General features: G+C 36.9%; 27 protein-coding genes, 3 tRNA genes and 1 riboswitch. Of the genes, 27 read left to right on the top strand and 3 right to left on the bottom strand.

The annotated features are described in order from the left end of the window. Positions 1-138 precede the first annotated feature (138 nt). The 8 genes from EYB29_RS06565 to yidC all read left to right on the top strand — a co-directional run bounded on the left by EYB29_RS06565 (position 139) and on the right by yidC (position 7,627). Positions 139-675, top strand: a complete 537-nt coding sequence (locus tag EYB29_RS06565; RefSeq protein WP_166626933.1) for a single-stranded DNA-binding protein — start codon at positions 139-141, stop codon at positions 673-675. A gap of 284 nt (positions 676-959) precedes the next feature. Beyond that, entirely contained in the window at positions 960-1,766 is an 807-nt protein-coding gene (locus EYB29_RS06560; RefSeq protein ID WP_166626932.1) for a transglycosylase family protein, read from the top strand. Between the two features lie 81 nt (positions 1,767-1,847). After that, positions 1,848-2,723 carry an ABC transporter ATP-binding protein gene (locus EYB29_RS06555; protein ID WP_166626931.1) on the top strand — a complete coding sequence of 292 codons (876 nt, stop codon included), beginning with the start codon at positions 1,848-1,850 and terminating at the stop codon, positions 2,721-2,723. Further along, on the top strand, positions 2,720-4,288 hold the full coding sequence (locus tag EYB29_RS06550; RefSeq protein ID WP_026865989.1) for an ABC transporter permease: 1,569 nt from the start codon (positions 2,720-2,722) through the stop codon (positions 4,286-4,288). The genes EYB29_RS06555 and EYB29_RS06550 overlap by 4 nt, the downstream gene beginning before the upstream one ends. A 37-nt stretch (positions 4,289-4,325) precedes the next feature. Then, positions 4,326-4,424, top strand: a riboswitch (TPP riboswitch). A 66-nt stretch (positions 4,425-4,490) separates the two neighbouring features. After that, on the top strand, positions 4,491-5,285 hold the full coding sequence (gene thiD / locus EYB29_RS06545; RefSeq protein WP_370545429.1) for a bifunctional hydroxymethylpyrimidine kinase/phosphomethylpyrimidine kinase: 795 nt from the start codon (positions 4,491-4,493) through the stop codon (positions 5,283-5,285). 2 nt (positions 5,286-5,287) lie between these two features. Next, complete coding sequence (gene thiM, locus EYB29_RS06540) at positions 5,288-6,058, top strand: hydroxyethylthiazole kinase (RefSeq protein ID WP_051220438.1); 771 nt, start codon at positions 5,288-5,290, stop codon at positions 6,056-6,058. Further along, the gene (gene thiE / locus EYB29_RS06535; RefSeq protein WP_166626930.1) at positions 6,051-6,665 is read left to right on the top strand and encodes a thiamine phosphate synthase; all 615 of its coding nucleotides are present in this window, start codon (positions 6,051-6,053) and stop codon (positions 6,663-6,665) included. The genes thiM and thiE overlap by 8 nt, the downstream gene beginning before the upstream one ends. A gap of 98 nt (positions 6,666-6,763) precedes the next feature. Next, positions 6,764-7,627 (top strand): membrane protein insertase YidC, encoded by an 864-nt coding sequence (yidC, locus tag EYB29_RS06530; RefSeq protein WP_166626929.1) that lies wholly within the window; start codon positions 6,764-6,766, stop codon positions 7,625-7,627. Between the two features lie 56 nt (positions 7,628-7,683). Here yidC and cls read toward each other — a convergent pair whose 3' ends face one another. Then, a complete protein-coding gene (cls, locus tag EYB29_RS06525; RefSeq protein WP_166626928.1) occupies positions 7,684-9,168 on the bottom strand; it encodes a cardiolipin synthase in 1,485 nt (494 codons plus the stop codon). A 132-nt stretch (positions 9,169-9,300) separates the two neighbouring features. On the opposite strand from cls, the gene EYB29_RS06520 reads away from it, so the two are divergent. Then, positions 9,301-9,450, top strand: coding sequence for an Lmo0850 family protein (locus EYB29_RS06520; protein ID WP_166626927.1), 150 nt, complete (start codon positions 9,301-9,303; stop codon positions 9,448-9,450). A gap of 43 nt (positions 9,451-9,493) precedes the next feature. Here EYB29_RS06520 and EYB29_RS06515 read toward each other — a convergent pair whose 3' ends face one another. Beyond that, the gene (locus EYB29_RS06515; RefSeq protein WP_026867251.1) at positions 9,494-10,678 is read right to left on the bottom strand and encodes an FtsW/RodA/SpoVE family cell cycle protein; all 1,185 of its coding nucleotides are present in this window, start codon (positions 10,676-10,678) and stop codon (positions 9,494-9,496) included. A gap of 92 nt (positions 10,679-10,770) precedes the next feature. Between EYB29_RS06515 and EYB29_RS06510 the strand changes: the two genes are divergently transcribed. The 15 genes from EYB29_RS06510 (at position 10,771) to EYB29_RS06440 (ending at position 23,994) form a co-directional block, all read left to right on the top strand. Then, on the top strand, positions 10,771-12,123 hold the full coding sequence (locus EYB29_RS06510; RefSeq protein ID WP_166626926.1) for a UDP-N-acetylmuramoyl-tripeptide--D-alanyl-D-alanine ligase: 1,353 nt from the start codon (positions 10,771-10,773) through the stop codon (positions 12,121-12,123). Continuing rightward, entirely contained in the window at positions 12,116-12,817 is a 702-nt protein-coding gene (locus EYB29_RS06505) for an alpha/beta hydrolase (protein WP_371807500.1), read from the top strand. The genes EYB29_RS06510 and EYB29_RS06505 overlap by 8 nt, the downstream gene beginning before the upstream one ends. Before the next feature lie 70 nt (positions 12,818-12,887). Beyond that, the gene (locus EYB29_RS06500; RefSeq protein WP_166626925.1) at positions 12,888-14,384 is read left to right on the top strand and encodes a DEAD/DEAH box helicase; all 1,497 of its coding nucleotides are present in this window, start codon (positions 12,888-12,890) and stop codon (positions 14,382-14,384) included. A gap of 103 nt (positions 14,385-14,487) precedes the next feature. Next, on the top strand, positions 14,488-14,943 hold the full coding sequence (locus EYB29_RS06495) for a PH domain-containing protein (RefSeq protein WP_166626924.1): 456 nt from the start codon (positions 14,488-14,490) through the stop codon (positions 14,941-14,943). Beyond that, on the top strand, positions 14,936-16,510 hold the full coding sequence (locus EYB29_RS06490) for a PH domain-containing protein (protein ID WP_166626923.1): 1,575 nt from the start codon (positions 14,936-14,938) through the stop codon (positions 16,508-16,510). The genes EYB29_RS06495 and EYB29_RS06490 overlap by 8 nt, the downstream gene beginning before the upstream one ends. Continuing rightward, complete coding sequence (locus tag EYB29_RS06485; protein ID WP_240921843.1) at positions 16,452-16,940, top strand: PH domain-containing protein; 489 nt, start codon at positions 16,452-16,454, stop codon at positions 16,938-16,940. Before EYB29_RS06490 ends, EYB29_RS06485 begins: the two co-directional genes overlap by 59 nt. Continuing rightward, positions 16,937-17,290 (top strand): holo-ACP synthase, encoded by a 354-nt coding sequence (gene acpS / locus EYB29_RS06480; protein ID WP_026867245.1) that lies wholly within the window; start codon positions 16,937-16,939, stop codon positions 17,288-17,290. Before EYB29_RS06485 ends, acpS begins: the two co-directional genes overlap by 4 nt. Beyond that, positions 17,287-18,438 (top strand): alanine racemase, encoded by a 1,152-nt coding sequence (gene alr, locus EYB29_RS06475; protein ID WP_166626922.1) that lies wholly within the window; start codon positions 17,287-17,289, stop codon positions 18,436-18,438. Before acpS ends, alr begins: the two co-directional genes overlap by 4 nt. Before the next feature lie 86 nt (positions 18,439-18,524). Further along, a complete protein-coding gene (locus EYB29_RS06470) occupies positions 18,525-18,710 on the top strand; it encodes a hypothetical protein (protein WP_198687400.1) in 186 nt (61 codons plus the stop codon). Beyond that, positions 18,711-19,094: a type II toxin-antitoxin system PemK/MazF family toxin gene (locus EYB29_RS06465; RefSeq protein ID WP_026867242.1), complete on the top strand. Its 384-nt coding sequence runs from the start codon at positions 18,711-18,713 to the stop codon at positions 19,092-19,094. Positions 19,095-19,138: 44 nt separating this feature from the next. After that, complete coding sequence (locus tag EYB29_RS06460; protein WP_051220551.1) at positions 19,139-20,155, top strand: PP2C family protein-serine/threonine phosphatase; 1,017 nt, start codon at positions 19,139-19,141, stop codon at positions 20,153-20,155. 82 nt (positions 20,156-20,237) lie between these two features. Further along, positions 20,238-20,567, top strand: coding sequence for an STAS domain-containing protein (locus EYB29_RS06455; protein ID WP_166626921.1), 330 nt, complete (start codon positions 20,238-20,240; stop codon positions 20,565-20,567). After that, on the top strand, positions 20,567-21,040 hold the full coding sequence (rsbW, locus tag EYB29_RS06450) for an anti-sigma B factor RsbW (RefSeq protein ID WP_026867239.1): 474 nt from the start codon (positions 20,567-20,569) through the stop codon (positions 21,038-21,040). Before EYB29_RS06455 ends, rsbW begins: the two co-directional genes overlap by 1 nt. Then, complete coding sequence (gene sigB / locus EYB29_RS06445; RefSeq protein WP_026867238.1) at positions 21,018-21,797, top strand: RNA polymerase sigma factor SigB; 780 nt, start codon at positions 21,018-21,020, stop codon at positions 21,795-21,797. The genes rsbW and sigB overlap by 23 nt, the downstream gene beginning before the upstream one ends. Positions 21,798-21,852: 55 nt before the next feature. After that, positions 21,853-23,994 carry a Tex family protein gene (locus tag EYB29_RS06440; RefSeq protein ID WP_166626920.1) on the top strand — a complete coding sequence of 714 codons (2,142 nt, stop codon included), beginning with the start codon at positions 21,853-21,855 and terminating at the stop codon, positions 23,992-23,994. 53 nt (positions 23,995-24,047) lie between these two features. On the opposite strand, the gene EYB29_RS06435 is transcribed toward EYB29_RS06440, so the two are convergent. After that, positions 24,048-25,547 carry a catalase gene (locus EYB29_RS06435; protein ID WP_166626919.1) on the bottom strand — a complete coding sequence of 500 codons (1,500 nt, stop codon included), beginning with the start codon at positions 25,545-25,547 and terminating at the stop codon, positions 24,048-24,050. 304 nt (positions 25,548-25,851) lie between these two features. Here EYB29_RS06435 and EYB29_RS06430 point away from each other — a divergent pair. From EYB29_RS06430 to EYB29_RS06420, 3 genes are all read left to right on the top strand, one after another. Next, a tRNA-Glu gene (locus tag EYB29_RS06430) sits at positions 25,852-25,926 on the top strand. A gap of 199 nt (positions 25,927-26,125) precedes the next feature. Further along, a tRNA-Leu gene (locus EYB29_RS06425) sits at positions 26,126-26,214 on the top strand. 39 nt (positions 26,215-26,253) lie between these two features. Further along, positions 26,254-26,327: transfer RNA gene (locus tag EYB29_RS06420), tRNA-Gly, on the top strand. Positions 26,328-26,403 lie beyond the last annotated feature (76 nt).

Genomic DNA, 26,403 nt, shown 5'->3' with positions numbered 1-26,403 from the left:
CTATTTTTGAATTCTTGCTATATTTTAAGTGGTCTTTTGTCATTATTGTATATTATTCTAAGCGGAAATGAAATTATTGCTTTTTGCAGAATATTTCATCCTCACTTACATTGGTAACAGGAAGGGTGGTGAAATAAGATGATGAACAAAGTATTGCTTGTCGGTGAACTTATTAGCAACAACGTCATTGCGAAAAATGCCCAAGGTAGTGTCAATGCATTTATTATTGCTACAGTTCGTGTGCCGAAAGATAGTCGTCGTGAAAAAGAAGTACATTTTCTTTACTGTAAAGCCTTTGGAAAGAGTGTACCAAAAGTATTAGAAATGACAAATATAGGTGACATATTATGTGTCAGTGGACAGTTAGCAACCACTACAACTACAAGTGATGATGGTACTAGAGAGTACCGCATGGAAATTTGGGTAGAGAGTGTTAAACAAGTGCCTGAAAAGATTCAAAATCGTACAGATATTTCTAATCCATCTCGGTTGATTGAACAAGCAGTCAATCACTACAACATCCAAGACGCACTCGGTGAACAGTACGTACATACTATAACTGAGTCAAAACAAGCAGCAAATACTGATAGAGAAAAGCAAATTGAAGTGATTCAAAGCATAGTTGAAGAAGCAGAAATTAAAACAGAAGAAAGTAAAGACAAAGTAATCGCTTAATTTTACCCCACTTATGATGCACCAATTCATCTCACTCACAAAGCATATCTAATGAGCTGCTGCGGCTCATAGATATGCTTATTTTTATGATATAAAATATTCAGATTAATGAAATCTAATTGTATTAAACTGAACTTTTTGTAATATGATTGTAAAGAAACGATTAAATTTTTAAATTGCTGTAACCTATGTAATGACTTTTTTCCCTATAATAAATATCGTTAATGAAAAAGAGCGGCGAGTATTGGTAAAAATGAATTAAACATTATGGAGGAAATATTCTTATGAAAAAGGTTTTAGCATTTGGAGCAGTTGCAGCAGTTTCAACTACTATTGCATATTCGGCAGAAGCGGCGTCACACACAGTAGAATCAGGTGACTCATTATGGGTACTAGCAGAAGAGAACAATGTAACAGTTGAATCACTTAAAAAAGATAACAACTTAACTTCAGATATTATCGTTCCTGGTCAAGTATTAGAAATTGATGGAGATAAAAAAACTGAAGCTAAAGAAGAAACATCTGACAAAGACAATAAAGAAGTAAAAGATACATATGTAATTGAAGCAGGTGACACACTTTTTGATATCGCTGTAGAATTCGATGTCTCTGTAGCTGAACTTAAAGAATGGAACAACCTATCATCAGATATTATTTTTGTAGGTAAAGAATTAGTTGTTGCCGCTGATGCAGCACCAGATGCAGCAACTCCAGTTGCTGAACCAGCAACTGAGGTGGAAAAAGTTGAAGAAACAACAACTAATGCGCCAGCTGAAGAGGTTCAAGAAGAAGAAGTTCAACAACAAGCACAACAACAACAGCAGCCACAACAACAAGCACAAAGTACAAATACAAATAGCGGCTTAAACTGGGGTGCTTTAGCAGCTTGTGAATCTGGCGGAAACGCGAGTGTCGTAAGTGCTAATGGTCTATATCACGGCCTATACCAGTTTGATGCTCAAACTTGGCAGTCAGTAGGTGGTTCAGGTGTTGCTTCACAAGCATCTGCTGCTGAACAAACACAAAGAGCACAAATGCTATATGATCAAAGAGGATCATCACCTTGGCCTGTATGTGGTTCAAGACTATAAGATAAAATCAACATCGGCACTCCTATAGTGTCGATGTTTTTTTGTGGTAAAATTAAGCCAATAGATTAAGGAGGGTTCAGTATGCTTGAACTGGTGAATTTATCTAAACATTTTGGCAAGGTTAAAGCAGTCAAAGACGTATCGTTCACTCTATATCCTGGAGAAGTTTTTGGTTTTATCGGACCGAATGGAGCGGGGAAATCGACGACAATTCGTATGATTATTGGTGCTTTGGAACCAACGAAAGGTGATATTCTTTTCAATGATAAAAATATTAAGGAAAATAAAAACTATATTGAAAAGATTGCATACGTTCCTGGGGATGTCAATCTGTGGGGAAACTTAACAGGTGGTGAGGTCATCGACTTCATGATGGCTGCTAAAGGCTATCATAACGATGACAGAAAAGCGGCATTAATTGAACGTTTTAGATTAGATATACATAAAAAATGTAAGACGTATTCCAAGGGAAATAAACAAAAAGTTGCATTAATTAGTGCTTTTCTCAGTGATGCAGATGTATTTATCTTTGATGAACCAACTACTGGTCTTGACCCATTAATGGAGCGAGTGTTTCATGAAGAAATCATCAACTTAAAAAATAATAACAAGACCGTCTTATTATCGAGCCATATTCTTTCTGAGGTTGAAAAGCTTGCGGATCGTATTGCTATAATCAGAGACGGTAAAATCATAGAAGCTGGTACTATGAATGATCTTAGGCACATTACTCGAGTAGAATATATCATCGAAACTGATGATAATATTGATGCGTTAAAACATCAAAAATTTATTCATGATTTTTCATCTGACAGTGATGGTTACCATATGTTCATCGATAATAATGATATTCCTCAGTTTTTAAGATATTTGAAGATCTATAATCTCAAATCATTAAAAACAACACCACCAAAACTTGAGGATATCTTCATCAGATATTACGAGGATGCAAAATGACATATTTTAGATTGATCGGACGTAATGTGCGTTTTCAGGTCTTCTTATGGCTTCTGATTTTATGTGGTATCTCACTGTCGATACCCAGTGTATTTAACACACTATATGGGACTGAAGAAGAACGCTTAGGTATGAAAATGACCGTTGATAACCCTGCAATGGTGGCCTTAATTGGACCGATTCCAGAGGGGGATTACACATCACCGGTAATGTTTGCGCACCAAATGTTGTTAATTATGGCAATCTTCCATGGTCTGTTTAATATTTTAATCGCAAACGGAATTGGGAGAAAAGCAGAGGAAGAAGGTTTAACGGAATATATTCTAACGACAGGTACGAAGAAATCGACGATCATCAGTTCACAAATCATGTTAGGTATCATAATCAATATACTTGTCTGTTTTATCCTAGTTGTCGGATTACAACTTATCAATGTTGAAGGATTAAGCTTACCTGGAAACTTATATTACGCACTAGGTCTGAGCTTATTTGGACTCTCATTCTTTGTACTGACGCTTTCTTTCGGACAATTATTCCAAAGTGCAGATCTAACATTTGGTCTGACACTCACCGTTCTCCTTGCTTTATACCTGTACAGAGCAATGACGGATGTGGTGGATACAAGATTTTCTGTAATCTCTCCTTATCACTGGTTGTCTCGTATAGAAGCCTATGGTATAGAATCATCTGGACTATGGCTCATGCCATTCTCAATCGTCATTCTATTAGTGGCCTTAAGTTACGTATTGTTTTACAAGCGTGATTTAGGAAGCGGTTATTTTAATATCGATAAAAAACCGAAGGAAAGAAAAATCTCAAGCTACTTTAGATTAGCCTTCATCAATAGTAAGGTCTTGATGATGTCATGGATAGTGGGTCTCTTTATAGTTGGTTTATCTTACGGTTCTATTTTTGGAGATCTTGATCAAGTCATCGGTCAAAATGATATGCTTAAAGCCGCATTTGAAGGTCAAGATGGCACCATGTTTTTTATAAATTTACTATTTATAATCTCTGCACTAATTGCGACGGTACCTGCCTTAATGGTGAATGGTAGATTTTTAATAGAAGAAAAATCAGGACGTTTAGAGATGATGAACGCGGCGACGTTAAATAATAGAATTTCACTTACAACGGCATATTTAATACACTGGTTTTACGCGAACTTAGTGGGTATACTGAGTTATTTACTGACCTTAGTTGGAATGTATTTAGCTAGTATTAATGTGACAGGACTAGAGCTCACAGAAGTCGATTACATTAAAGGACTTATTAATTACAGTGCTGCAATGGTATTTATTATAGGAGTCTCTTCATTACTCATTGGTATATATGCTAGACTTCATATATTTGTCTGGATATATCTGGCATATATATTCTTGGTTAATTATTTAGGAAGTTTGATTGACTTAAATGAAAACTTCTTAAAACTGAGTCCATTTTATTACTTGAGCGATGTTCCTATAGAAGGTTTAGATGAGTTAGCAGTTGTAATTGTTACAAGTCTAGGTATTGTGATGATGCTTATCGGTTTAATATGTATAAGGAAACGGAATCTTCTTTGACACTAAAGTACAATGTGATACAATACATTTAAATAACATTTACCACTAGGGGCGCCAATTGGCTGAGATAGTGAAAACTTGTCCCTTTTTACCTGATCCAGGTTATGCTGGCGGAGGGAAGTGCGAATAAAATGAATACAGCATTCGTTTTGATAAGCCCACTTCTTTTCAGGAAGTGGGCTTATTTTTTAGGAGGAATCTAATAATGACTTTACCAACTGCGTTAACAATAGCTGGAACTGATCCAACAGGTGGGGCAGGTGTCCCTGCTGATATCAAGGCATTCTCATCAAGAGATGTATACGGCATGGCTGTTATCACCTCACTTGTTGCACAAAATACATTAGGCGTTCAGGATGTCTATAACGTACCGATAGATTTTATCGAAAAGGAACTTAAGAGTGTTTTTGATGATCAAGTGCCAAAAGCAATGAAAACGGGCATGATTGCTGAAGCGGATATGATGACCTTAATTGCAAAATACATAAGAGAATATGATATTCCTTATGTCATGGATCCTGTGATGATTGCAACAAGTGGGGACCGTTTGATGACCGCAGCATCGATGGATACGCTCATCAATACACTCATTCCGCTCGCTGATATTGTGACACCAAATCTACATGAGGCAGAGGCAATTACAGGACAGAAGATAGAAAACACATCAGATATAGAACATGCTTTAAAATTCATCGTTGATGAAATGGGGGCCAAAAGTGTCATTATTAAAGGTGGTCACTTAGACGGCGATGCGACAGACTATATGTATGATGGGGAGCGTATTACGACACTATCCAGTGAAAGAATCGACACAGATCAAACACATGGTACAGGATGTACATTTTCAGCGGTACTTACTGCAGAGCTCGCTAAGGGTAATACTAAGGAAGATGCGTTTAAAACAGCGAAGGCGTATATAACAGATGCTATTAAACATGCACCTGGTATCGGGCAAGGTAGTGGGCCGGTAAATCATTTTTCATATAAAGGAGAATAACAATGATTGAACTCTTAAGACGCATTAATCCACTCGTTCTATGTATTACCAATGATGTAGTAAAACCATTCACTGCAAATAGCCTACTTGCACTCGGTGCATCACCAATTATGAGTGGCGAGAAGAAGGAGATGGCTGACATAATTAAGCATAGTGGCGCTGTACTCATCAACATAGGAACTTGTAGTGAAGATAAAATCGAACTCTATGAAACAGCGGCAAGAGAAGCGAATCAGAGTCAAGTACCTCTGATTATAGATCCTGTTGGATATGGTGCTTCCACTTTTAGAAGAAACGTCATCAACCATATATTAGAAAACCATAAGGTCGATTTAATTAAGGGAAATACAGGAGAAATTATGGCCTTAGCAGGTTTAGATGTTGAGTCTAAAGGCGTGGACTCTATTGCAGAAGGTAAAGCAGAAGAAATCGTTAAAGTTGCCTATGATAAATTAAAGGTGCCAATTTTGGTAACCGGTGAGACCGATGCATATACCAATGGTGAAACGATTATTTCTATGAACAATGGTCATGAATTCCAAGAGAAAATTACAGGATCAGGCTGTGTTTTAGGTGCAATTTGTGCATCATTTTTAGCAGTCGACCGAACCCAAGATGCTATTGTTAAAGCAGTGAGCTTATATAACATTGCTGCAGAACAAGCTGCTTTAAGTACGTCAGGACCAGGCATGTTTCAAGTTCAATTGATTGATGAAATGTATAAATTCTCTGAAGCGGACTACCAAAAATCTAAGGTGACTGTGCATGAATAGATCGGTATTAAGGTTATATCTCATCGCTTCATCTTCGAGCTTTAAAAACCCTTTAAAAGATTTAGAAACTGCCTTTAAGGCAGGAGTGACGTGTTTTCAGTTGAGAGAAAAGGGAGAAAATATTAAAAGTGGCGAAGATTTAATTAAATTTGCGATGGAAGTAAAAGACCTGTGTCAAAAATATAAGGTCACTTTTATAATTAATGATGATGTAGAGCTTCAGAGAATTGTAGACGCTGACGGTGTGCATGTCGGGCAAGCTGATATCAATCCTAAAGATTTACCAGCATTCTTAAATAATAAAATCATCGGCTTATCTGTCGGTAATTTAGAAGAACTAAAACAGAGCGATTTGAGTCGTGTTGATTACTTGGGATGTGGGCCTGTTTACCCGACCAGTTCTAAAGATGATGCTGGTCAAGCCATCGGTTTATCTGGGTTAAAGGAAATTTCAAAAAAGACAACCTTGCCGATAGTGGCTATCGGTGGCATTACTGTAGATAATTTTAAGTCTTGTTTGTTGAATGGTGCAGATGGGATTTCTGTGATCTCTGCAATTACTCAGTCAGCTAATATTGACCAAACAGTGACACAATTTCTCTCCTAACCTTGTGAAAAATTAACCATTTACATTGAAATTGGTTTTTATACACTTCAATATATGGTACAATCTTTTTTATGCGAGATATTATTTGAGGTGAAGAAATGATTAAAAAATGGCTATTTCCTGCTTCTATGATTTTAGTCTTATTCCTTGCAGGATGTGATTATTCTCAAGAAGAGAATAGAGACGGCTTCTTCTATAACACATTAGTTAGCCCAATGGATACATTATTACATTGGCTAGGAGATAACTTAGATTACAATTATGGTTTAGCAATCATTATTATTACATTGATTGTTCGTCTAGCAATCTTCCCGTTCATGATGCGTACATACAAGAATCAGATGATGATGAGAGAAAAAATGAAGATCGTCAAACCTGAGATGGAAGAAATTCAACAACGAGTTAAGGTCGCTACGACTCAAGAGGAGAAGATGGCGGCACAGCAAGAAATGATGGCATTGTACAAAAAACATGATATCAACCCCTTAAATATGGGTTGTCTACCGATATTAATTCAAATGCCAATCGTTATGGCCTTATACTTTGCACTTAGATTCCCTTCAGAAGGTGGGATTGAAGCACACCCAGAGTTCCTATGGATGGACTTAACGCAAACAGACTACTTCATGGTTGCAATTGCAGGTATTGTATATGCAGTTCAAGCATGGATTTCAATGAGATTTGTACCAGAAGAACAACGTCAACAAATGAGACTATTTATGTTTATTTCACCGTTGATGATTATCTGGATTTCAGCAATTTCTCCTTCAGCCTTACCATTATATTGGGCAGTTGGTGGTCTATTCCTAATCTTCCAAACTTGGGCAGGTAATACTTTCTATCGTAAGAAAGTACATGAAGAAATGGCACCAATTATTGAAGCACATGAGAAAGAAAAAGCTGAAAAGGAAAAACGCTTGAAAAACTCAAGAGTTAAACCTAAGAAAAAACGTAAAAAATAATTGTTAAAATAAGAAAGCCGATGTATGAATTATAATTCATACATCGGCTTTTAGTGTTATAGGATTGGTGATATGAGATTGGCTAAGCCTTCTTTTAACTTAATCCATAAACCTCTATCATCATACTTTTCTTCAGTTAATATTTCACAATACTGAATATCATTTTCGAATATGAGACGATGCTTTTTAGCTTCTTCCTTATCATACATAAATGCATTGACTTCAAAGTTTAAGATAAAGCTTCTGTTGTCAACATTAGTCGTACCCACAGATACAACTTCATCATCAATAATAAATACTTTTTGATGTAAGAATCCTGGTTGATACATGTAGATATTTGCCCCCATACGCATCAAAGCACCAACATTTGAATAAGTTGCCCAGTAAACAAAGGGATGGTCTGGGAAGCTTGGAATCATGATGTATACTTTGATCCCTGCTAGAATGGCAATTCTTAAAGCTTCCATTATTGACTGATCTGGAATGAAATATGGAGATTGAATATATATCGTATCTTTCGCGTTATAAATCATTTTTAAGTAACCATATTTAATTTGTTGATAGTTCTCATCTGGCCCACTTGAAGCAATTTGCATCGTCGTGTCACCAACAGATGGTAGCTCAGGAAAGAATCGCTCAGTATTGTGCATATTATAACGTGTATCATGAGAGTTCCAGTCTAACATGAAACGAATCTGTAAAGATTTCACGGCATTACCTTCGATACGTAAGTGTGTGTCACGCCAAGCACCCATTTTAGGACTCAGCCCGATGTACTCATCACCGACGTTTGACCCGCCGATATAACCGATACGTCCATCGATAACCACAATTTTCCTATGGTTTCTGTTGTTGATACGTGGGTTGATGAGTGGTAGTTTGCTAGGGAAGAAAGCCTCAACTAAACCGCCTTGCTCTCTTATATCAGAGAAATTTCTTAAAGATAAAGACCGTGAGCCTATATCATCGTATAGTATTCTCACAGAGACGCCTTCTTTTTGTTTCTTTAAAAGTGCTTTATACAAACGGTTCCCAATACCATCGAGTTTGAAGATGTAATATTGGAAATGAATGTGATCTTCTGCATCATCTATATCTCTGATCATTTGGTCAAATTTGTCATTCATGTTGGTATAGGTTGTCACATCATTGTTACTTGTGACAAAGGACTGGTTGTTATAAAGGAGCATATGTATTTGTTTTTTATGCTTCTCTGCGGTGCTATTAGAAAAGGATAGGTGATTCTCTCTGATTTCCTCTAGTTGTTCACTGACTAAGTGTTCGAGACCAACCTTATCTTTTTCATCTATTTTAAATATTTGTTGTCGATAAATCGTTCTACCAAAAAGTATATATAATAAGAAACCGACAATCGGTAGGAAGAACAGGACGAGCATCCAAGCCCAAACACTTTGTGCACTACGTCGTTCTAAAAATATTAGACCAATGGCGAGTAAGAAGTTTACAAAAAATATAATAGCAGTAATAACTGTAAACACCACTTGGTCCGTTATATAAATGTCTGTAAACGGAATATACATGCTTGAATCCCTTTCTAAAAAATAATATAAAATAGTTTTGTAATAAGTCTGTAATATTTTCTCTCTGAAAAGTATAGATAATTATATTATAAAGAAGTACAATAAAGTTAGCTATAAAAAGGGAGTGTCCATATGCGCAAAAACGACACAAGTAAAGTTAAGGAAGTCGTCCAGATGCTGCATGAACTCGGTGTGAAGGTCTCATCTTCGAAATCTCGTTTTGAAATTATGAACCGTATTGCTAACAAGGAACAACTTAGACTGAAAGAAAATAATATTTAAAAGAAAACTGCTGTAGATGCATAACGCCTCCACAGCAGTTTTTTTATTTTAATTTTGGACCGGATAGGTGATGGAAGTACATACTTAAGAGTACACCAACTGCGACCATGTTCGACCAAAGTCCACTACCACCATAACTTATAAACGGTAAAGGTAATCCTGTAATTGGTACAAGCTGAATCGTCATACCGATGTTCTGGAAGATGTGGAAGACCAAGAGTGCAATATAGCCGATTATAAAATAAGATGCAAAGCTATCAGTCGCTTGAAAAGCCATACGAATCAAATGCATAATCAACATAAATAAAATCAGAATTACAATAGTTGATCCTATGAATCCGAACTCCTCGCCGATAATCGTAAAGATAAAGTCTGTGTGATTTTCTGGAATATATATAATACCATCTGTATAACCTTTACCAGTAATTCCACCTGAACCAATTGCAATCAGTGAATTGGTCAATTGGAAGCCACTGTCTGATTGGAAGGCCTCAGGCGTTAACCAAGAATAGATACGCTCGAATTGATAGGGGTGAATACCTAAGTATTTCTCAAGAATATCTGGACGGTAAAGTATGCCTAAGATTAATGCAATTCCAGTCGTTGCAGCAACAGTAAAAGTTGGAATGATGAGCCACCAACTAATACCGGATACAATGACTAAGCCGAGGAAAATTGCAATCATCACGAGTACAGTACCCATGTCGTTTTGTAGAAGAATTAAGATCATCGGCAACACTGAAACTAAAATTAATTTGAGCAACAATCTTAAATCCATGGCCAGTGTGTCGGTGAGCTTGTATTTATTGTGCTGACTAATCACGTAAGCCATCGTTAAAATATAAATGATTTTAACGAACTCTGAAGGTTGGATGCTGAAGAACCCGAACTGATACCAACTCTTAGCCCCGTTAATAATCGGTGTAATTGATGAGACTGGCGCAATATATAGGATGAGTAAACTCAGGACGCCTACTGTATATAAGATCCAAGTATAGGACTTTATTAATTTAAAGGGGATACACATTAAGCCGAGTGCTATAACAAAACCGAGTGCGTAGAACATGATTTGACGCGTACCAAAATCTGTACCGTACTGACCACTCGTCATCGCAGAATGGATGGCAATCACACTGACAGTTGCTAATAACAAGATTAAAATGATTAAAATCCAGTCGACGCGTGCGAATATATTTATATTTTGTCGTTGATATTTATTATTACTCACGTAAGTCACCTAATTCATATAGAAATCATGACATTTAGTATACAACTATTTTATAATTATATCAGTAAATAAGAAAAATTAGGATGAAGAAAATGATAAAAAGAACGTTTGAGCAAATCGCTTTGGCCTGTGGCGGTACATTAAATAAGAAGGCTGAAACTTTAAAAGATAATTATATCGAGGGTGTCTCCATCGATACACGCACAATTGAAACAAATAACTTATTCATTCCGTTCAAAGGTGAAAATGTCGATGGTCATCGTTTTATAGATATGGCTTTTGACAAGGGTGCAGCGCTAACCTTAAGTGAACAAGACGATATGGAGTCGAGTTATCCTACTATACTTGTTGAGGATGGATTAAAAGCCCTTCAGAAGATTAGCCAGGTATATTTGAATGAAATTGCACCGAAGGTTGTTGCTGTGACAGGGTCAAATGGTAAGACGACGACCAAGGACATGATTGAATGTGTCTTAAATAAACGGTACAAGGTGCAAAAAACAATCGGTAATTTTAATAATGAAATTGGTATGCCATTAACGATCTTACAGCTTGAAGCGGATACTGAGGTTTCAATTTTAGAGATGGGGATGGACCGACTAAAAGATATTAGTTTTTTAAGTCAGCTTGCAAAACCAGATATTGCAGTGATTACTAGTGTCGGTGAATCCCATATAGAAATGTTAGGTTCTAGAGAAAATATTGCTAAGGCAAAATACGAAATAGTTGATGAATTAAAAGATGAGGGTACATTCATTTATTCTAAAGATTATCCACTCTTAGAAAACATCGTTAAAAAAGATGTACCATATACATTAAAAACAGCTGGTTTAAATGAAGAAAATGAAGCGTTGATTACGGATATCAGCGCAAATGGTGAAGGTACGCAATTTACATTTAAAGGCGAAGTGGTTTCGATTCCTCAACTTGGTGCCCATAACGCACTGAATGCATCACTCGCTATTTTAGTTGCTGAAAGTTTAGGTGTTAGCTTAGCTGAAAGTAAAGCAAATCTGGAAAACTTAAAAGTGACAACAATGAGAATGGAACGTATTGAGGACAAGAGTGGTGCTCTAATTATTAATGATGCATACAATGCATCTAAGGCTAGTATGATCAGTGCAATTGATACAATGAGTCAACTCGACTACACCAACAAAATTCTAGTGCTCGGTGACATTCTAGAACTCGGTAGTTATTCTAAGGAACTTCATGAGGCAGTTGGGCACTTCATCAATGAATTGCCAACAGACTTCACCTATATATATACATTCGGTGAGCATACAGAGTACATTCATAATATTTTAGAGACTAAAAACAAAATGCATATCTGGACAATTGAGGACTTGAGAGATCAGGTGACAGAACATCTAAATAAAGATACAGCAATCTTACTAAAAGGTTCTAGGGGAATGGCCTTAGAAAGGGTGATACAAGATCGCTAAAGTCGGCATCTTATTTCTACATGGCTATACAGGTGGGCGTTTTGAATTAGAGCCAACATTTAAATATTTAAAAAAGCGATATGATTTTGATTATGAATTTCCTGTGTACCCAGGTCATGGCTACACTTTAAGCTTAGTGGGCCTAGCTGGTGATGATTGGTATCAAGAAGCAGAAAAGGCGTATTTTAATCTAACTAAGAGAGTGGATGAAATATACATCATTGGCTACTCTATGGGTGGCGTCTTTGCATCTTACCTCGCGCAAAATTACCATGTTGATAAATTAATTTTAATCGCACCGGCCTTCGATCACACTAAAATTTCAAAGTTGCATCGTTTAAACCTCTCATCAAGTGTTGTGAAGGATCATTTGAGATATAATATGATTAGAAGAGTGAGTCCACGATTAAAAAATATCCCACTTCGAGCGATGAATGAATTCGTCAAAATAGTGGAAGCAAAAACTGGTGATTTAAGAAAAGTGACATGTCCTGTTATATTCATACACGGCAAGATTGATTTATTAGTGCCTTATCAAGCAAGTGTAAAAGCGCATGAACAAATGCCTAACTCGCAATTGTTTTTACTTGAGCATGGGCCGCACCTATTGATGTTTACAGAAGAGAAGCTGCTGGAGGCCAATATTTTAGTCGAGCGTTTTTGCTTTAAGGGTAGTCAAGAAAAGAGCTTGTGAATTGAGGCGTGAAGTGTTACTATAGAGAAGTTGTACATGCGAGAAATGAATAGTCAAAGGAGACTAAAGTTTGAAGATTTTTAAAGAATTAGGAATCAGTGATGAGACAATACAGGCCATTACTGATATGGGGTTCACTGAACCTACTCCCATCCAGGAAGAAAGTATTCCATTAGCATTAGAGAGAAAGGATATCCTTGGGCAAGCACAGACTGGTACTGGTAAAACTGGTGCTTTCGGTATCCCAATCGTTGAAAACACAACTAAAGGTGCAGGTACTCAGGTGATTGTTCTAACACCGACAAGAGAGTTAGCTGTACAAGTAGCCGATCAGTTAAAGGCATTTGCTAAGAGAAAGAAATTAACGACTGCCGTTATTTTTGGTGGTATGAGCATTGAACGTCAAATCAAAGATTTGAAGAGAAAACCGGAGATCATCGTCGGAACGCCAGGACGTATGATTGATCATATTAATCGCCGCACACTAAAATTAGAAGATGTACAGACACTTGTTTTAGACGAAGCGGATGAAATGATGAACATGGGCTTTATTGATGATGTTAAATTCATCATGAGTAAAGTACCTGAAGAAGGCCGTCAGACACTTCTATTCTCTGCGACGATGCCACGTGCAATCCAAGACTTAGTGACACGTTTTATGAAGAATCCGACAGTTGTGAAGACGATGAATCAAAATAACTCAGATCCTTTAATCGATGAGTTTTATACAATTGTTAAAGAGTTAGAGAAATTATCTGTATTTACATCTTTCTTAGATGTTCACCAACCAGAACTTGCGATTGTTTTTGGTCGTACAAAACGCCGTGTTGACGAATTAACAAGTGCATTAATTGCCAAAGGTTACAGAGCTGAAGGCTTGCACGGTGACATTACACAATCCAAACGCCTTGAAGTATTGAAGAAGTTTAAAAACAACTCTCTCGATATTTTAGTTGCAACTGATGTTGCAGCAAGAGGTTTAGATATTTCAGGAGTATCACATGTGTACAACTTTGATATTCCACAAGATACTGAATCTTATACTCACCGTATCGGTCGTACAGGTCGTGCAGGTAAAGAAGGTATGGCATTAACTTTCGTTAACCCAATTGAGATGGATTTCTTACGTCAAATTGAAAACGATAAGAAAAAAGCAATTCGTGCCCTTCGTCCACCAAGTAAAAAAGAAGTGGAAAAAGCACGGGAACAAGAAGTCTATGAAAAAATTGGTAAATGGTTAGAAGAAAATAATAACCAACATACCGGAGAAATCGCTGAAGGTCTTATGACTCAACATGAGCCTAAAGCAATTATTGCAGCACTAGTTAATGAGCTTCTGTATTCTAAAGAAGATGACAATATTCAATTGTCATTTGAAAAACCACTTTCTCGCAAAGGTCAAGGACGCAGAGGCAAACCAAATTATAGTAAAGGTAACCACAGAAGTGGTAACCAAAGACGTGGTAGAGACAACTTTAAATCACGTGGCAGCAAAAACAACAAACGCCAAGGACAAGGCGGACGTACAAGTAAACAAGGTCGTGTATTTAAAGATCACGAAAGATAAAAACGTCAGAGCTAGGAATCTCAATTTCCTAGCTCTTTTTTCTATTTTGTGACTGTTGTATTATAGAAGTAAATAAATTTTGGATGTGTTAGCGATGATACAAATGGACAAGCGTGTAAGACCCTACTTAATGATTAAAGCCTTACTCACTTGGATGATCGTATTACTAGTGCTTATTGGTGCATCAGTAGGTGTCTATTTTCTAGATTGGCCAACTTGGTTGTACTATATATTTTTAGGTATCATAGTCCTTTGGCTAGTAAGCTTTGTAATATTAAGGCCAATCATATATTCACGGGTGACTTCTTATCAGTTACATGAAGATAGAATCGTTGTCCGTCAAGGATTTTTTACAGTGAAAACACAAATGATCCCAATTAAACGCGCACAAGGTGTGACGTTCAACAGTGGTCCTTTATCTAGAAAATATAATTTAAGTATCGTTGAAATTAAGACTGCTGGTACAGGTATAATGATGCCACCACTCAAAATTGAAGAGGCGAGATCCTTAAAACAAAATATAGTTGATCTTGTAAAGGGGGAGTCTAGCGATGTATAATCCTCAGAAATTACACCCTGTTGCATATTTAGGCAGTGTCGTTAAAGGAATTAGAAATATGTTCATACCGACACTGATTATTTTGTTTAATATGAGAGAAGAGCTGTTCTCAGGTACAGTCAGTCCAAAATTATTATTTAGTGGTATTGGTATTCTAGTTTTAGTATTTATCTTATTAACTGGTTATGATGTGATCAATAAATACCGAACTAGATTTTGGATTGAGGATAATAAATTTGTTTTTAAAGACGGTGTCATAACAAGAAATGAGAAAGATTTAGACATCAAACGCATTCAGTCTATTGATTTTAATGAGCCATTTTTCCAAAGGATTTTTGGTGCCGTTCAGCTTGATATTTTAACACCAGGTGATGGCATTAAAATTGATACCATAAAAAAATCTCAAGCAAGAGAAATACAAAGTGCAATCTATGAGGAAAAAGAAGAGAAAGAGGAAGTGACATCACTTGATGAAACAGAAATCAATATAGGTGATGCGAGCCCTTGGCCAAGAGAAACTGCAACTAAAAGTATTGAAAGCTTTGAAACGATTAAAAAGATGTCCTTTAAGGAATTATTACTCATGGCAATGACGAGTGGAGGCCTAGGTGTCTTTTCTGCAATATTCTTCGGTTTAATTAATATCGTAGGTGGCGAAATTGTCATTGAGAATTACTTTGAATACTTCGAGGATATTATTAGAAGTGTTGTGCTGGCAGTCGTTCTTGCCTCACTGATCTTTGTCGTAATCGGTTATATTATTGGTACGACGATTATTATGGTTCGAAACTATGATTACACCTTGAAACGTTGGGGTGATGATCTGTCTATCGAATATGGGTTATTATCTAAGAAGAACAAGAGCGTGAATATAAATCGAGTACAAAATGTCGTTATTTCTGACAGTTTATTACGCCGATTAATTGGTTATTATGCACTGTCTGTTTCGATAACAAGTGATTCTTTAGAATCAGATGAGGTTGATGGTAAGGTTCAATTACTCCCATTCATTAAAAAGAAAGAATTATATGAGATAATAGGGGACATATTCCCAAACTATCATATGACCACGCCTAAAAGAGTAGTGCCGGTTCGATCTTATAGAAGATACTTCCAATTTACGATTCTGTTTTTCTTAATCGCGGTGGGCGTACTCGCTTATTTCTTCCACGATGAGTCATTCATGACCTATATCTATATTGGTGCGGTAGTACTCTTAGCTATCTTTGTAATAAGTGGTATTTATAGTGCTAAGAATGTTGGTTATACCATTTATGGAGATGAAATTAACATGATGACGGCATCAGCCTTTACGCGTCGTCACTTTGCGATTAAGCATGATAAAATTATAGATACAACGTATCGTAGAAACCCGTTCCTGCACCGAGCAGACCTCGGGCATATTGAAGTGTCGACACCGGGTGGTGTACTAAGTTCGTCAGCGGAAATTAAATTTATCGAAAAAGATGATATCGAGAGAATATGGAAATATATAGAGAGGGGGACTGATGATGAAGCGGATATCACCGAAAGCAATCAAACTATGGAGAATTCGAGCACTGATTAATGCAGGAATTTGGTTTGTGATTGCTCTAGCAATAGGTATTGCTACGTTCTTTTTCGACTTTATACCTTGGTGGATCTTTTTAATACCAGTCGGTCTCGGCCTCTTGGTTCTATTGATTAGTGCATGGATTACGCCGAAATTAAAGTACAAATACTTCCGTTATCAAGTGTTAGAGGATGAAATACGTATACACAGCGGTATTTGGTTTAAATCAGAAGTTTCAGTACCATTATTTAGGGTGCAAAACATCGATACGACGGTCGGTCCCATTATGAAAAAAATGAGTTTAAAAGGTATTTCCTTACAAACATCGGCTGAAAGATTATATATTCCTGAGTTGGAAAATCAAAAGGCTGACGAACTCCGAAGTGATATTCGAACGTTGATCAATCGAAATAGTCAACAAAAAAATGCAGGTAATATTTTATGATAAGTGGACTTGGAACAGATATAATTGAACTTTCTAGAATTCACAAGGTCAATAAGGATGATCGATTAGCTAAAAGAATTCTAAGTGATTTAGAATTTACGCACTATCAAACAATCAATAATTTAGATAGAAAAACTGCTTACTTAGCGGGTCGTTTTGCTGTTAAAGAAGCTTATAGCAAAGCGCTCGGTACAGGTATTGGTAAGGCAATTAGCTTTAATGATATCTGTTGTATAAATGATGAACAAGGTAAGCCGATGATTAAAGGTGACCCTAACGTCCATGTTTCAATCTCTCATTCTAGAGATTATGCGGTTGCGACGGTGATTATTGAGGAGGAAAATAGATGAGTGATAGGTACTATAGAGATACCGTACTCGACGTTGATTTAAGAGCCATAGAAAAAAATTATAAGGCGATTCAAGCAAAGAATCATGACAAAACGTTTATTGCAGTCGTTAAAGCTGAAAGTTATGGCCTCGGAGCTGAAGTTGTGGCTAACTTTCTTGCAGATGCGGGAGTAACATTTTTTGCTGTTGCCACACTTGATGAGGCAATTGCTCTAAGAATGCACGGTATCAAAGAGAAGATTCTCGTGTTAGGTACGATTAATCCTGAACAGATTAACAAGGCAATCCAGCACCGAATTGCAGTGACTGCACCAAATTTAAATTGGGTTAATGTTGCGATTGATAATGTAGATGATAAGTACGATAAATCGGTATGGATTCATATAAAAGTTAACAGTGCCATGAACCGTTACGGAACTGATGATATTGATGAAATTTCAGCAATGATTAATCGCATTAATCACTTTGAGAGTTTTATTTACGAAGGTATATATAGTCACTTTACCTCTAGCGATATTGAAGGTCCTGAAACACTTGAAGAATTTGAGAAGTTTAAAGGTATTGTTCAAGCTGTCGAACAGCCTACCTATATTCATATGAGTAATTCTGGTGGAGCTCTACTGTTAGAAGAAGACTTCACAACCGCTGTAAGAAGTGGTATTTCTTTATATGGATATTACCCAAGTGATTATGTTAAAAACAATACATCTGTGAAGCTGATTCCTTCAGCTCGACTCACAAGTGAAATTTGTGGGTTACATCAGCTTAAAGCCGGAGATAGTGTAAGCTATGGAAGAACTTATACAGCAAATCAAGATGAGGTCATTGCGACACTACCAATCGGTTATGCAGATGGACTAATGCGCCAACATCAGGGCTATACAGTACAGTTGGGAGACGGGGGAGAATGTCAAATCGTCGGCACAATTTGTATGGATGCTACAATGATTAAAGTACCCGATGGTACTGAGTTAGGGCAGATCGTAACAATTGTTGATGATAAGGCAGATTCGAAACAGTCCTTAGAACAGTATAGTGAATATGTCAATACAATTACTTACGAGTCACTATGTGCCTTTAGTAAACGATTACCACGTAGGTATAAAAATGAGACTGAAACATTTATTCTAAATGAAGTCATCAATTGATATTCAAGCGTAACATGGCATTAAGAACATCTAAATGTTATGATGAGAAGTAAGTATGATATAAATGTATTTTGGAGCTGAGTGTATTGATGAATTTATCAGGATACAGCGATTTGGAAAAGGACTTAGTCATAGGATATATAGAAATGGCTGAGCTTAATTTGATGATTGCCCAGGAAAGCTTCAATGCCGAAAGTGAAGCGTACCGGATCAGCTTAGGAGAGTCTAAGCGTAATGGCGCAGCATGCAATGACAGAAAAGATGGTGAATAGATGAAAAGAGGAGAAGTGTATTTAGCTGATCTTTCACCTGTGCAGGGTTCTGAACAAGGGGGCAAACGCCCTGTTGTTATTATCCAAAATAATGTAGGTAACCTTCACAGTCCAACTGTGATTGTTGCCGCCATTACTGGTAAGATAAACAAAGCCAAGATACCTACACATGTTGAAATTTCCAAGGAAAAGTACAACCTTGACATGGATTCAGTAATACTGCTCGAACAAATTCGAACGGTGGATAAAACCCGTTTGCAAGAAAAACTTACATATTTAGATGATGAAAAAATGCTAGAAGTTACAGAGGCTCTAAAGATTAGTTTAGCGCTTGAGCCGAAGAGTAAGAAGAAAAAGAAAAAATATAAGAAGACTGCAAACTAGACTTTTGTTATCAAAAGTCTTTTTTAAAATAGGAGGTGATCGTTGTGACATATATTGATGACTTAGTTGAAGATTATAAGACATTGATAAGGGAACATCTAGAGTCAAAGGATGATGATGTACTTTATAATAAAGCGCACGACTTTAGTGAGCGCGCGATTGATATGGATATATCACCTGATGAAATGATTGCTTTACATATTGAACTAATTGATGTGATGGAACTTAATAGTTACACCTTAATTAAAGATTCCCTAGAAGTCCTACAAGAAGTGATGATTCGTTTTGGTTTTACATACAAGGACTATAAGGCCATGCTAAACAAGATGGAACGCCATGACCAAGAAATGGATGTCGCTGCTAGTTTACAAGAGACGATGTTAAAAACGTCTATACCTGTTATGGAAAACGTAGAACTCGGTGCCATTAGTGTACCTGCTAGAAAAGTGAGTGGAGACTACTACAATATTATTGAACACGCTGATGGTAAATTAACGTTCGCGGTAGCGGATGTCATCGGTAAAGGGATTCCTGCAGCGATTGCTATGTCCATGCTGAAATTTGGGATGGATTTAACATCTTCATCGAACCCACCCTCACAATCATTACAACGTCTCAACCGCTTAGTTGAGAAAAACGTGAATAAAAATATGTTCGTTACGATGTTTTACGGTCTTTATGACTTTAAAAAAGCTAATTTATGTATCTCCAGTGCAGGTCATGAACCTGCATTCATTTATCGTCATGAAGAGGATGTTTTTGAAGAGTTAGATGGTAAGGGCTTGGTACTTGGTGTTATGCAAGAGGCGGAATACGAGGAAGTATCTACTGACTTAGCAGTGAATGATATGTTATTTGTCTTTACCGACGGTGTATCTGAGTTAAGAAAGCATGACGGTTCATTTATCGATATGGAAGATATTAAAGATATGATTCGAGAATATAGAGATCAGCATCCTCAAGATATAGTGCAGTACATCTATGAGAATTTAACCCGTATGCGTCATCAAAGCTATAGAGATGATTTAACGATGTTTATTATAAAAAATAAAAAATCTTAGTAAGTTTCAAATTTTATGTTTTAGGGTAAAAATATGGAGCCATACTTTTTACAAACGAATCGAATGGAGTGCGTACATAATCATGAACATTAGTATTGATGTGACAGAAAATAAAGATGAATATCTAGTGACTGTAAAAGGAGAGTTAGATGTTTATACCGCGCCTGAACTCAAGCAGGTTTTTGAACCGATCGCAGCTACCGGAGAACACAATTTAATTGTAGACTTAAGTGAATTAAACTACATGGACTCTACCGGTCTAGGTATTTTTGTTGGAACTTTAAAAGATTTAAATAAGCATAACAAGGAGCTCCATGTACTTGGAGTAAATGATAGAATCATGAAACTCTTTGAAATTACTGGTTTACGTGACTTGATGTATGTAAACAAGAATTCGGAGGTCGAAGAATAATGACGCGCGAATATGATTTTATAGAAATGAAGTTTCCGTCGAACCCTGAATACGTTGGTTTAATCCGTCTAACCTTATCTGGTGTGTTGTCAAGAGCTGGTGCAACTTATGATGACATTGAGGATTCTAAAATTGCCGTATCAGAAGCAGTAACAAATGCTGTTAAGCATGCTTATAGTGCAGATGAAGCAGGAGATATCTCCGTTGGCTTTGCTGTATTTAATGATAAGGTTGAAATTATCGTTGCTGATAATGGGCAAAGCTTTGATTATGAACAGATTAAAACAGAGCTTGGTCCTTATAATGAAGATGATAATATTAACTATTTGAGAGAAGGTGGGCTTGGGCTTTTCCTTATTGAAACTCTCATGGACAAGGTGACATTCAAAAAAGAACCGGGTGTTACAATTAGCATGACGAAGTATATTAGCGAAAGTCAGGTGCAACCGAATGGAGAAGCAATCTCAAAATAAAAATTACGGACTGCCACCTGAAGAGGTTAACCAGCTTATTAAAAGCTATCAGGAAAATGAAGATCAGTTAGCTCAAAGTAAACTGGTCGATAACTATACGAAACTAGTTGAATCTTTAGCTTTTCGATATTCAAGAGGGCAGTCTCATCATGAGGATTTAGTCCAGGTCGGCATGCTTGGCCTACTCGGGGCAATTAAACGTTTTGATACGTCTTTTGACCGTCGTTTTGAAGTCTTCCTAGTACCGACCGTAGTCGGGGAGATTAAAAGGTATCTACGAGATAAGACATGGAGTGTTCATGTTCCAAGACGTATAAAAGAACTCGGCCCCAAAATTAAAAATACGACAGACCAACTTACAAATGAACTGGAGCGTTCACCGACAATTTTAGAGCTTGCAAACAAATTGGAAGTGACTGAAGAAGAAATATTGGAAGCAATGGAAATGGGTCAAAGTTATAATGCATTAAGTGTCGATCATTCAATCGAAGCGGATAAGGATGGCTCAACAGTTACCTTGCTCGATGTAATGGGTGAACAAGATGACAATTATGACTTGGCTGAAAAACGTATGATTTTAGAGAAGGTTTTACCGATTCTCTCAGATAGAGAACAGGAAATTATTCATTCTACATTCATCGATGGGCTCAGTCAAAAAGAAACTGGAGAACGCATAGGCTTAAGTCAAATGCATGTTTCACGTTTACAACGTTCTGCAATTAAGAAGCTGAGAGAAGCAGTCAAAGAAGTAGAATAAATTTACTAAAGCCCATCTGTATAGATTGGGCTTTTTATATTAGGAGATTATGTATATGACAGAGGAACTCATTAAACAGATTAGCCAGAAGATGAATATCAATCAGCAACCTATTGAAATAGTACTTGAACTCCTGGCGGACAAGAATACCGTCCCTTTTATTGCGCGTTACCGTAAAGAAGCTACAGGGGGACTTGATGAAGTTGCGATTAAAGAAATTGAAACAGAATATTTATACCTAGAAAACTTAAACAAGCGTAAAGATGAAGTCATACGTTTAATTGACGAACAAGGCATGTTAACAAAAGAGCTACGTGAAGAAGTATTAAAACAGACCAAACAAAGTCGTGTGGAAGACTTATATCGTCCTTATAAACAGAAGAAGAAAACCCGTGCAACAGAAGCGAAACGTCTCGGCTTAGAACCACTGGCTAAAGAAATATTAAAAGGAGATACTGAAGATATACAAGCACTTGGGGCAACTTATCTTAACGAAGAAGTTACTACAGCAGATGACGCAATTCAAGGCGCGAAAGATATCATTGCTGAAATGATATCTGATAATCCTTATTATCGTTTGCATATTTTAAAAAGTATTAAAGCAACTTCGAGTCTTGTATCGACTGTGAGAAAAAATGCAGACGATCCTGAAGGTGTCTTTGAGATGTATTATGATTATACGGAGCGTGTGAAAAATATTGTACCTCACCGTATTCTTGCCTTAAATCGGGGAGAAACATTAAAGGTACTCAGTGTGAAGTTTTCTCATGACAACGAGAAATTTATTGAGTACTTAAGTGGAAAAGTTATTAAACATGGTGCTAAGACGGCTGACCTAATAACTGACGCAATTGAAGATAGTCTGAAGCGTTTATTACTACCTTCACTTGAGAGAGAGATCCGTTCTGATTTAAAGGAAAAAAGTGAAAAGCACGCTGTTGACGTCTTTGAAGAAAACTTAAAACGTCTTTTATTACAACCACCGCTAAAAGGAAGAATTATTCTCGGTTTAGATCCTGCCTATAGAACAGGTTGTAAGCTGGCAGTCATTGATGAGACAGGAAGTTTTTTAGCTAAAGATGTTGTTTACCCACATAAGCCTGTAAATAAAAAAGATGAAGCGAAGAAAAAGATAGTTAATCTAATTAAACAATATGATGTGTCTTTAATTGCTATTGGTAACGGGACCGCATCAAGGGAGTCAGAGGAATTTGTCGGCTCACTCATCAGTGAAGAGAATTTAGATTTGAGTTATATTATCGTTAACGAAGCAGGGGCGAGTGTGTATTCAGCCTCAGAAATAGCGAGAGTAGAGTTTCCTGACTTTAACGTAGAAGAACGTAGCGCGGTGTCGATTGCGAGACGTGTTCATGACCCGCTTAGTGAACTTGTAAAAATTGATCCAAAATCAATTGGTGTTGGGCAATATCAACATGATATTAATCAGAAATTCCTAACGGAATCTTTAGATTTTGTCGTTGAAACAGCTGTTAACCAAGTAGGTGTCGATTTGAATACAGCATCAGTGACGCTTTTACAACATGTTGCAGGGCTCACGCCGGCTATTAGTAAAAATATTGTCCTATATCGTCAGGAAAATGGTGGCTTCAAAAAGAGAAGTGAGCTGAAGAAAGTTGCGCGCTTAGGTAATAAAACCTATGAACAATGTGTCGGGTTCTTAAGAATATTCAACGGTAAAGAACCGCTGGATATGACTCAGATTCACCCTGAGCAATATAAAAAAACATATGAATTAATTAAAATTCTAGGTTTAACTATTGATGATTTAGGAACAGAAAAAATCCGAGGAAAACTGTCATCAATCAACGTTAGAGAGCTTGCTACAACATTAGATTTAGGTGTACCTACCTTGGAAGATATTATCGAAAGTTTGAAAGCACCACTTAGAGACGTACGTGATCAGTACGATACTCCACTCTTAAAATCTGATGTTTTAAGTATTGAAGACTTAAAATCTGGTATGACTTTATCAGGGACAGTAAGAAATGTAACAGATTTTGGGGCTTTTGTTGATATTGGTGTGAAACAAGATGGACTTGTTCATATTTCTCAAATTGCTAATAGATATATCAAACATCCTTTAGACGTAGTAAATACTGGAGATATTGTAGAAGTAAAAGTAATGGATGTAGATGTAAAGAAAAATAGAATTGCTTTAACAATGAAGGATGTATAAAAAATGGCGGGAAATCTATTTAAAGATTTCCCGCCATTTTCATATTTACTTTTTTACATGTTGTGGAAGTAATCAGGGTTTTCAAGATCTACATCATTGATGTCGATACCAAGTGCAGCTGCAACACCTTTACCGTAATCCGGATCTGCTTGGTAGCAGTTATAGATATGACGGTGTTTAGTACGTGTTGTTGTTTCAGCCATATCGTCAGCAGTATTTCTGAATAGACGTTGTTTCTCTTCATCAGACTGTAAACGGAAGAGTTTACCAGGCTGTTCGAAGTAGTTATCATCGTCATCACGGAAATTGTGCTCATAGATTGATGCAGTTTCAAGATCTAATGCAGGCTGTTTTGCGTCAGGATCCGAGTTATGCGCACCGTAACTGTTAGGATAGTAGTTAACACCAGAGCCCATGTTACCATCTACACGCATTGCACCGTCTCTAGAGAATGGGCAAACATTCGATGCACCTTTTGGTGAGTTCACTGGAATTTGGTGGTGGTTCACACCAAGACGGTATCTTTGGGTGTCTCCATATGAGAAGATACGACCTTGTAGCATCTTATCTGGAGAGAATCCGATACCAGGCACAATATTTGTTGGTGCAAATGCTGCTTGTTCTACTTCAGCGAAGTAGTTTTCAGGGTTTTTATTTAATTCAAACTCACCAACTGGGATGAGTGGGTAGTCACCTTTGTACCATACTTTAGTTAAATCGAATGGGTTATCTGGGTGAGTTTTAGCTTGTTCTTCAGTCATCACTTGAATGTACACTTTCCATTTAGGGAAGTTTCCTTCTTCAATTGCATTGAATAAATCTCTTTGTGAAGATTCACGGTCTTTACCAACAACTGATTCTGCTTCTTCATTAGTATAGTTTTCAATACCTTGTTGAGTTCTGAAGTGGAATTTAACCCACACGCGTTCATTATCTTCATTAATCATGCTATAAGTGTGTGAACCGAAACCATGCATGTTTCTGAAACCTTTAGGAATACCACGGTCTGACATTACTATAGTAACTTGGTGTAATGCTTCAGGAAGGTTAGTCCAGAAGTCCCAGTTACTTTCAGCATTTTTCATGTTTGTTTTAGGATCACGTTTAACAACGTGGTTTAAACTTGGGAAAAGTTTAGGGTCACGGAAGAAGAATACAGGTGTGTTGTTACCAACTAAATCCCAGTTACCATCTTCGGTGTAGAATTTAAGTGCGAAACCACGGATGTCACGTTCAGCATCTGCAGCACCACGTTCACCAGCTACTGTAGAGAAGCGAGCAAACATTTCTGTTTCTTTCCCAACTTCACTAAAGATTTTAGCTTTCGTGTACTGTGTAATGTCATGTGTGACTTTAAATGTACCAAATGCACCTGAACCTTTAGCGTGCATACGACGTTCAGGGATAACTTCACGGTCAAAGTGAGCCATCATATCTAAGAAGTAAGGATCTTGCATTACAAGAGGACCACGTGGTCCAGCTGTCATTGTATTTTCACGATCACCAACGGGATTGCCGAAAAGAGTAGTAAGTCTATTATCTTTATTAGTCATCAATAACTGCCTCCATTAATTAGAATTATTATAAATAAACTATATCAAGTATAAGTAACAAAAGCAAGCTTCTAAACCGAAGTAAATGAATATCTTTACAAGTATTTTACACAAGGAAAACGTAATGCTTATTCTTAATGAACATAGTGCTTAGCTAACTAAATGAGAATAAAATGATACTTAAAAGTTACATTATATAGAAGGGAGTCAATAAAGATATAAAACATAAAATAAATTGTGAAGAATGTATTGACTTAATATAAGAATGTCTGTATATTAGTAAACGTTGTTATTTTAATAAGTTGGCCCGTTGGTCAAGCGGTTAAGACACCGCCCTTTCACGGCGGTAACACGGGTTCGAGTCCCGTACGGGTCACCATTAATTTTAAAAAAATATAAATTAATCATTGACTTATACTTTATAAGAAAGTATAATTTTAAATCTAAACTGTTAGAGCTTAAGCAACTAAGCGAAAGTACTTACAGAAAAATCACAAAAAAGTTCTTGACATCATACTCTCGAAAGGTTATAATGAAAGATGTCGCTAAAAAGAACAAACATCTTAAATATACTTTTAGCGGTTGTGGCGGAATCGGCAGACGCGCTAGGTTGAGGGCCTAGTGGGAGTTAAATCCCGTGGAGGTTCAAGTCCTCTCAGCCGCACCATTAAGACGCTTTAAATCTTATACTCAATATTATACCTATGCGGGTGTAGTTAAATGGCATAACCTCAGCCTTCCAAGCTGATGTCGTCGGTTCGATCCCGATCACCCGCTCCATTTATTAAATTGTTTTAAAAACGAGAACATTGAAAACTGAATGACAATATGTCAACGTTTAATTCCGAATAAAAAG

Origin of the sequence: Jeotgalicoccus sp. S0W5, from assembly GCF_011634875.1 — a bacterium.
In the GTDB taxonomy this organism is placed as follows: Bacteria; Bacillota; Bacilli; order Staphylococcales; family Salinicoccaceae; genus Jeotgalicoccus; species Jeotgalicoccus marinus.
The sequence above is the reverse complement of the archived record's forward strand: the minus strand, read 5'-3'. Positions and strand labels throughout refer to the sequence as shown.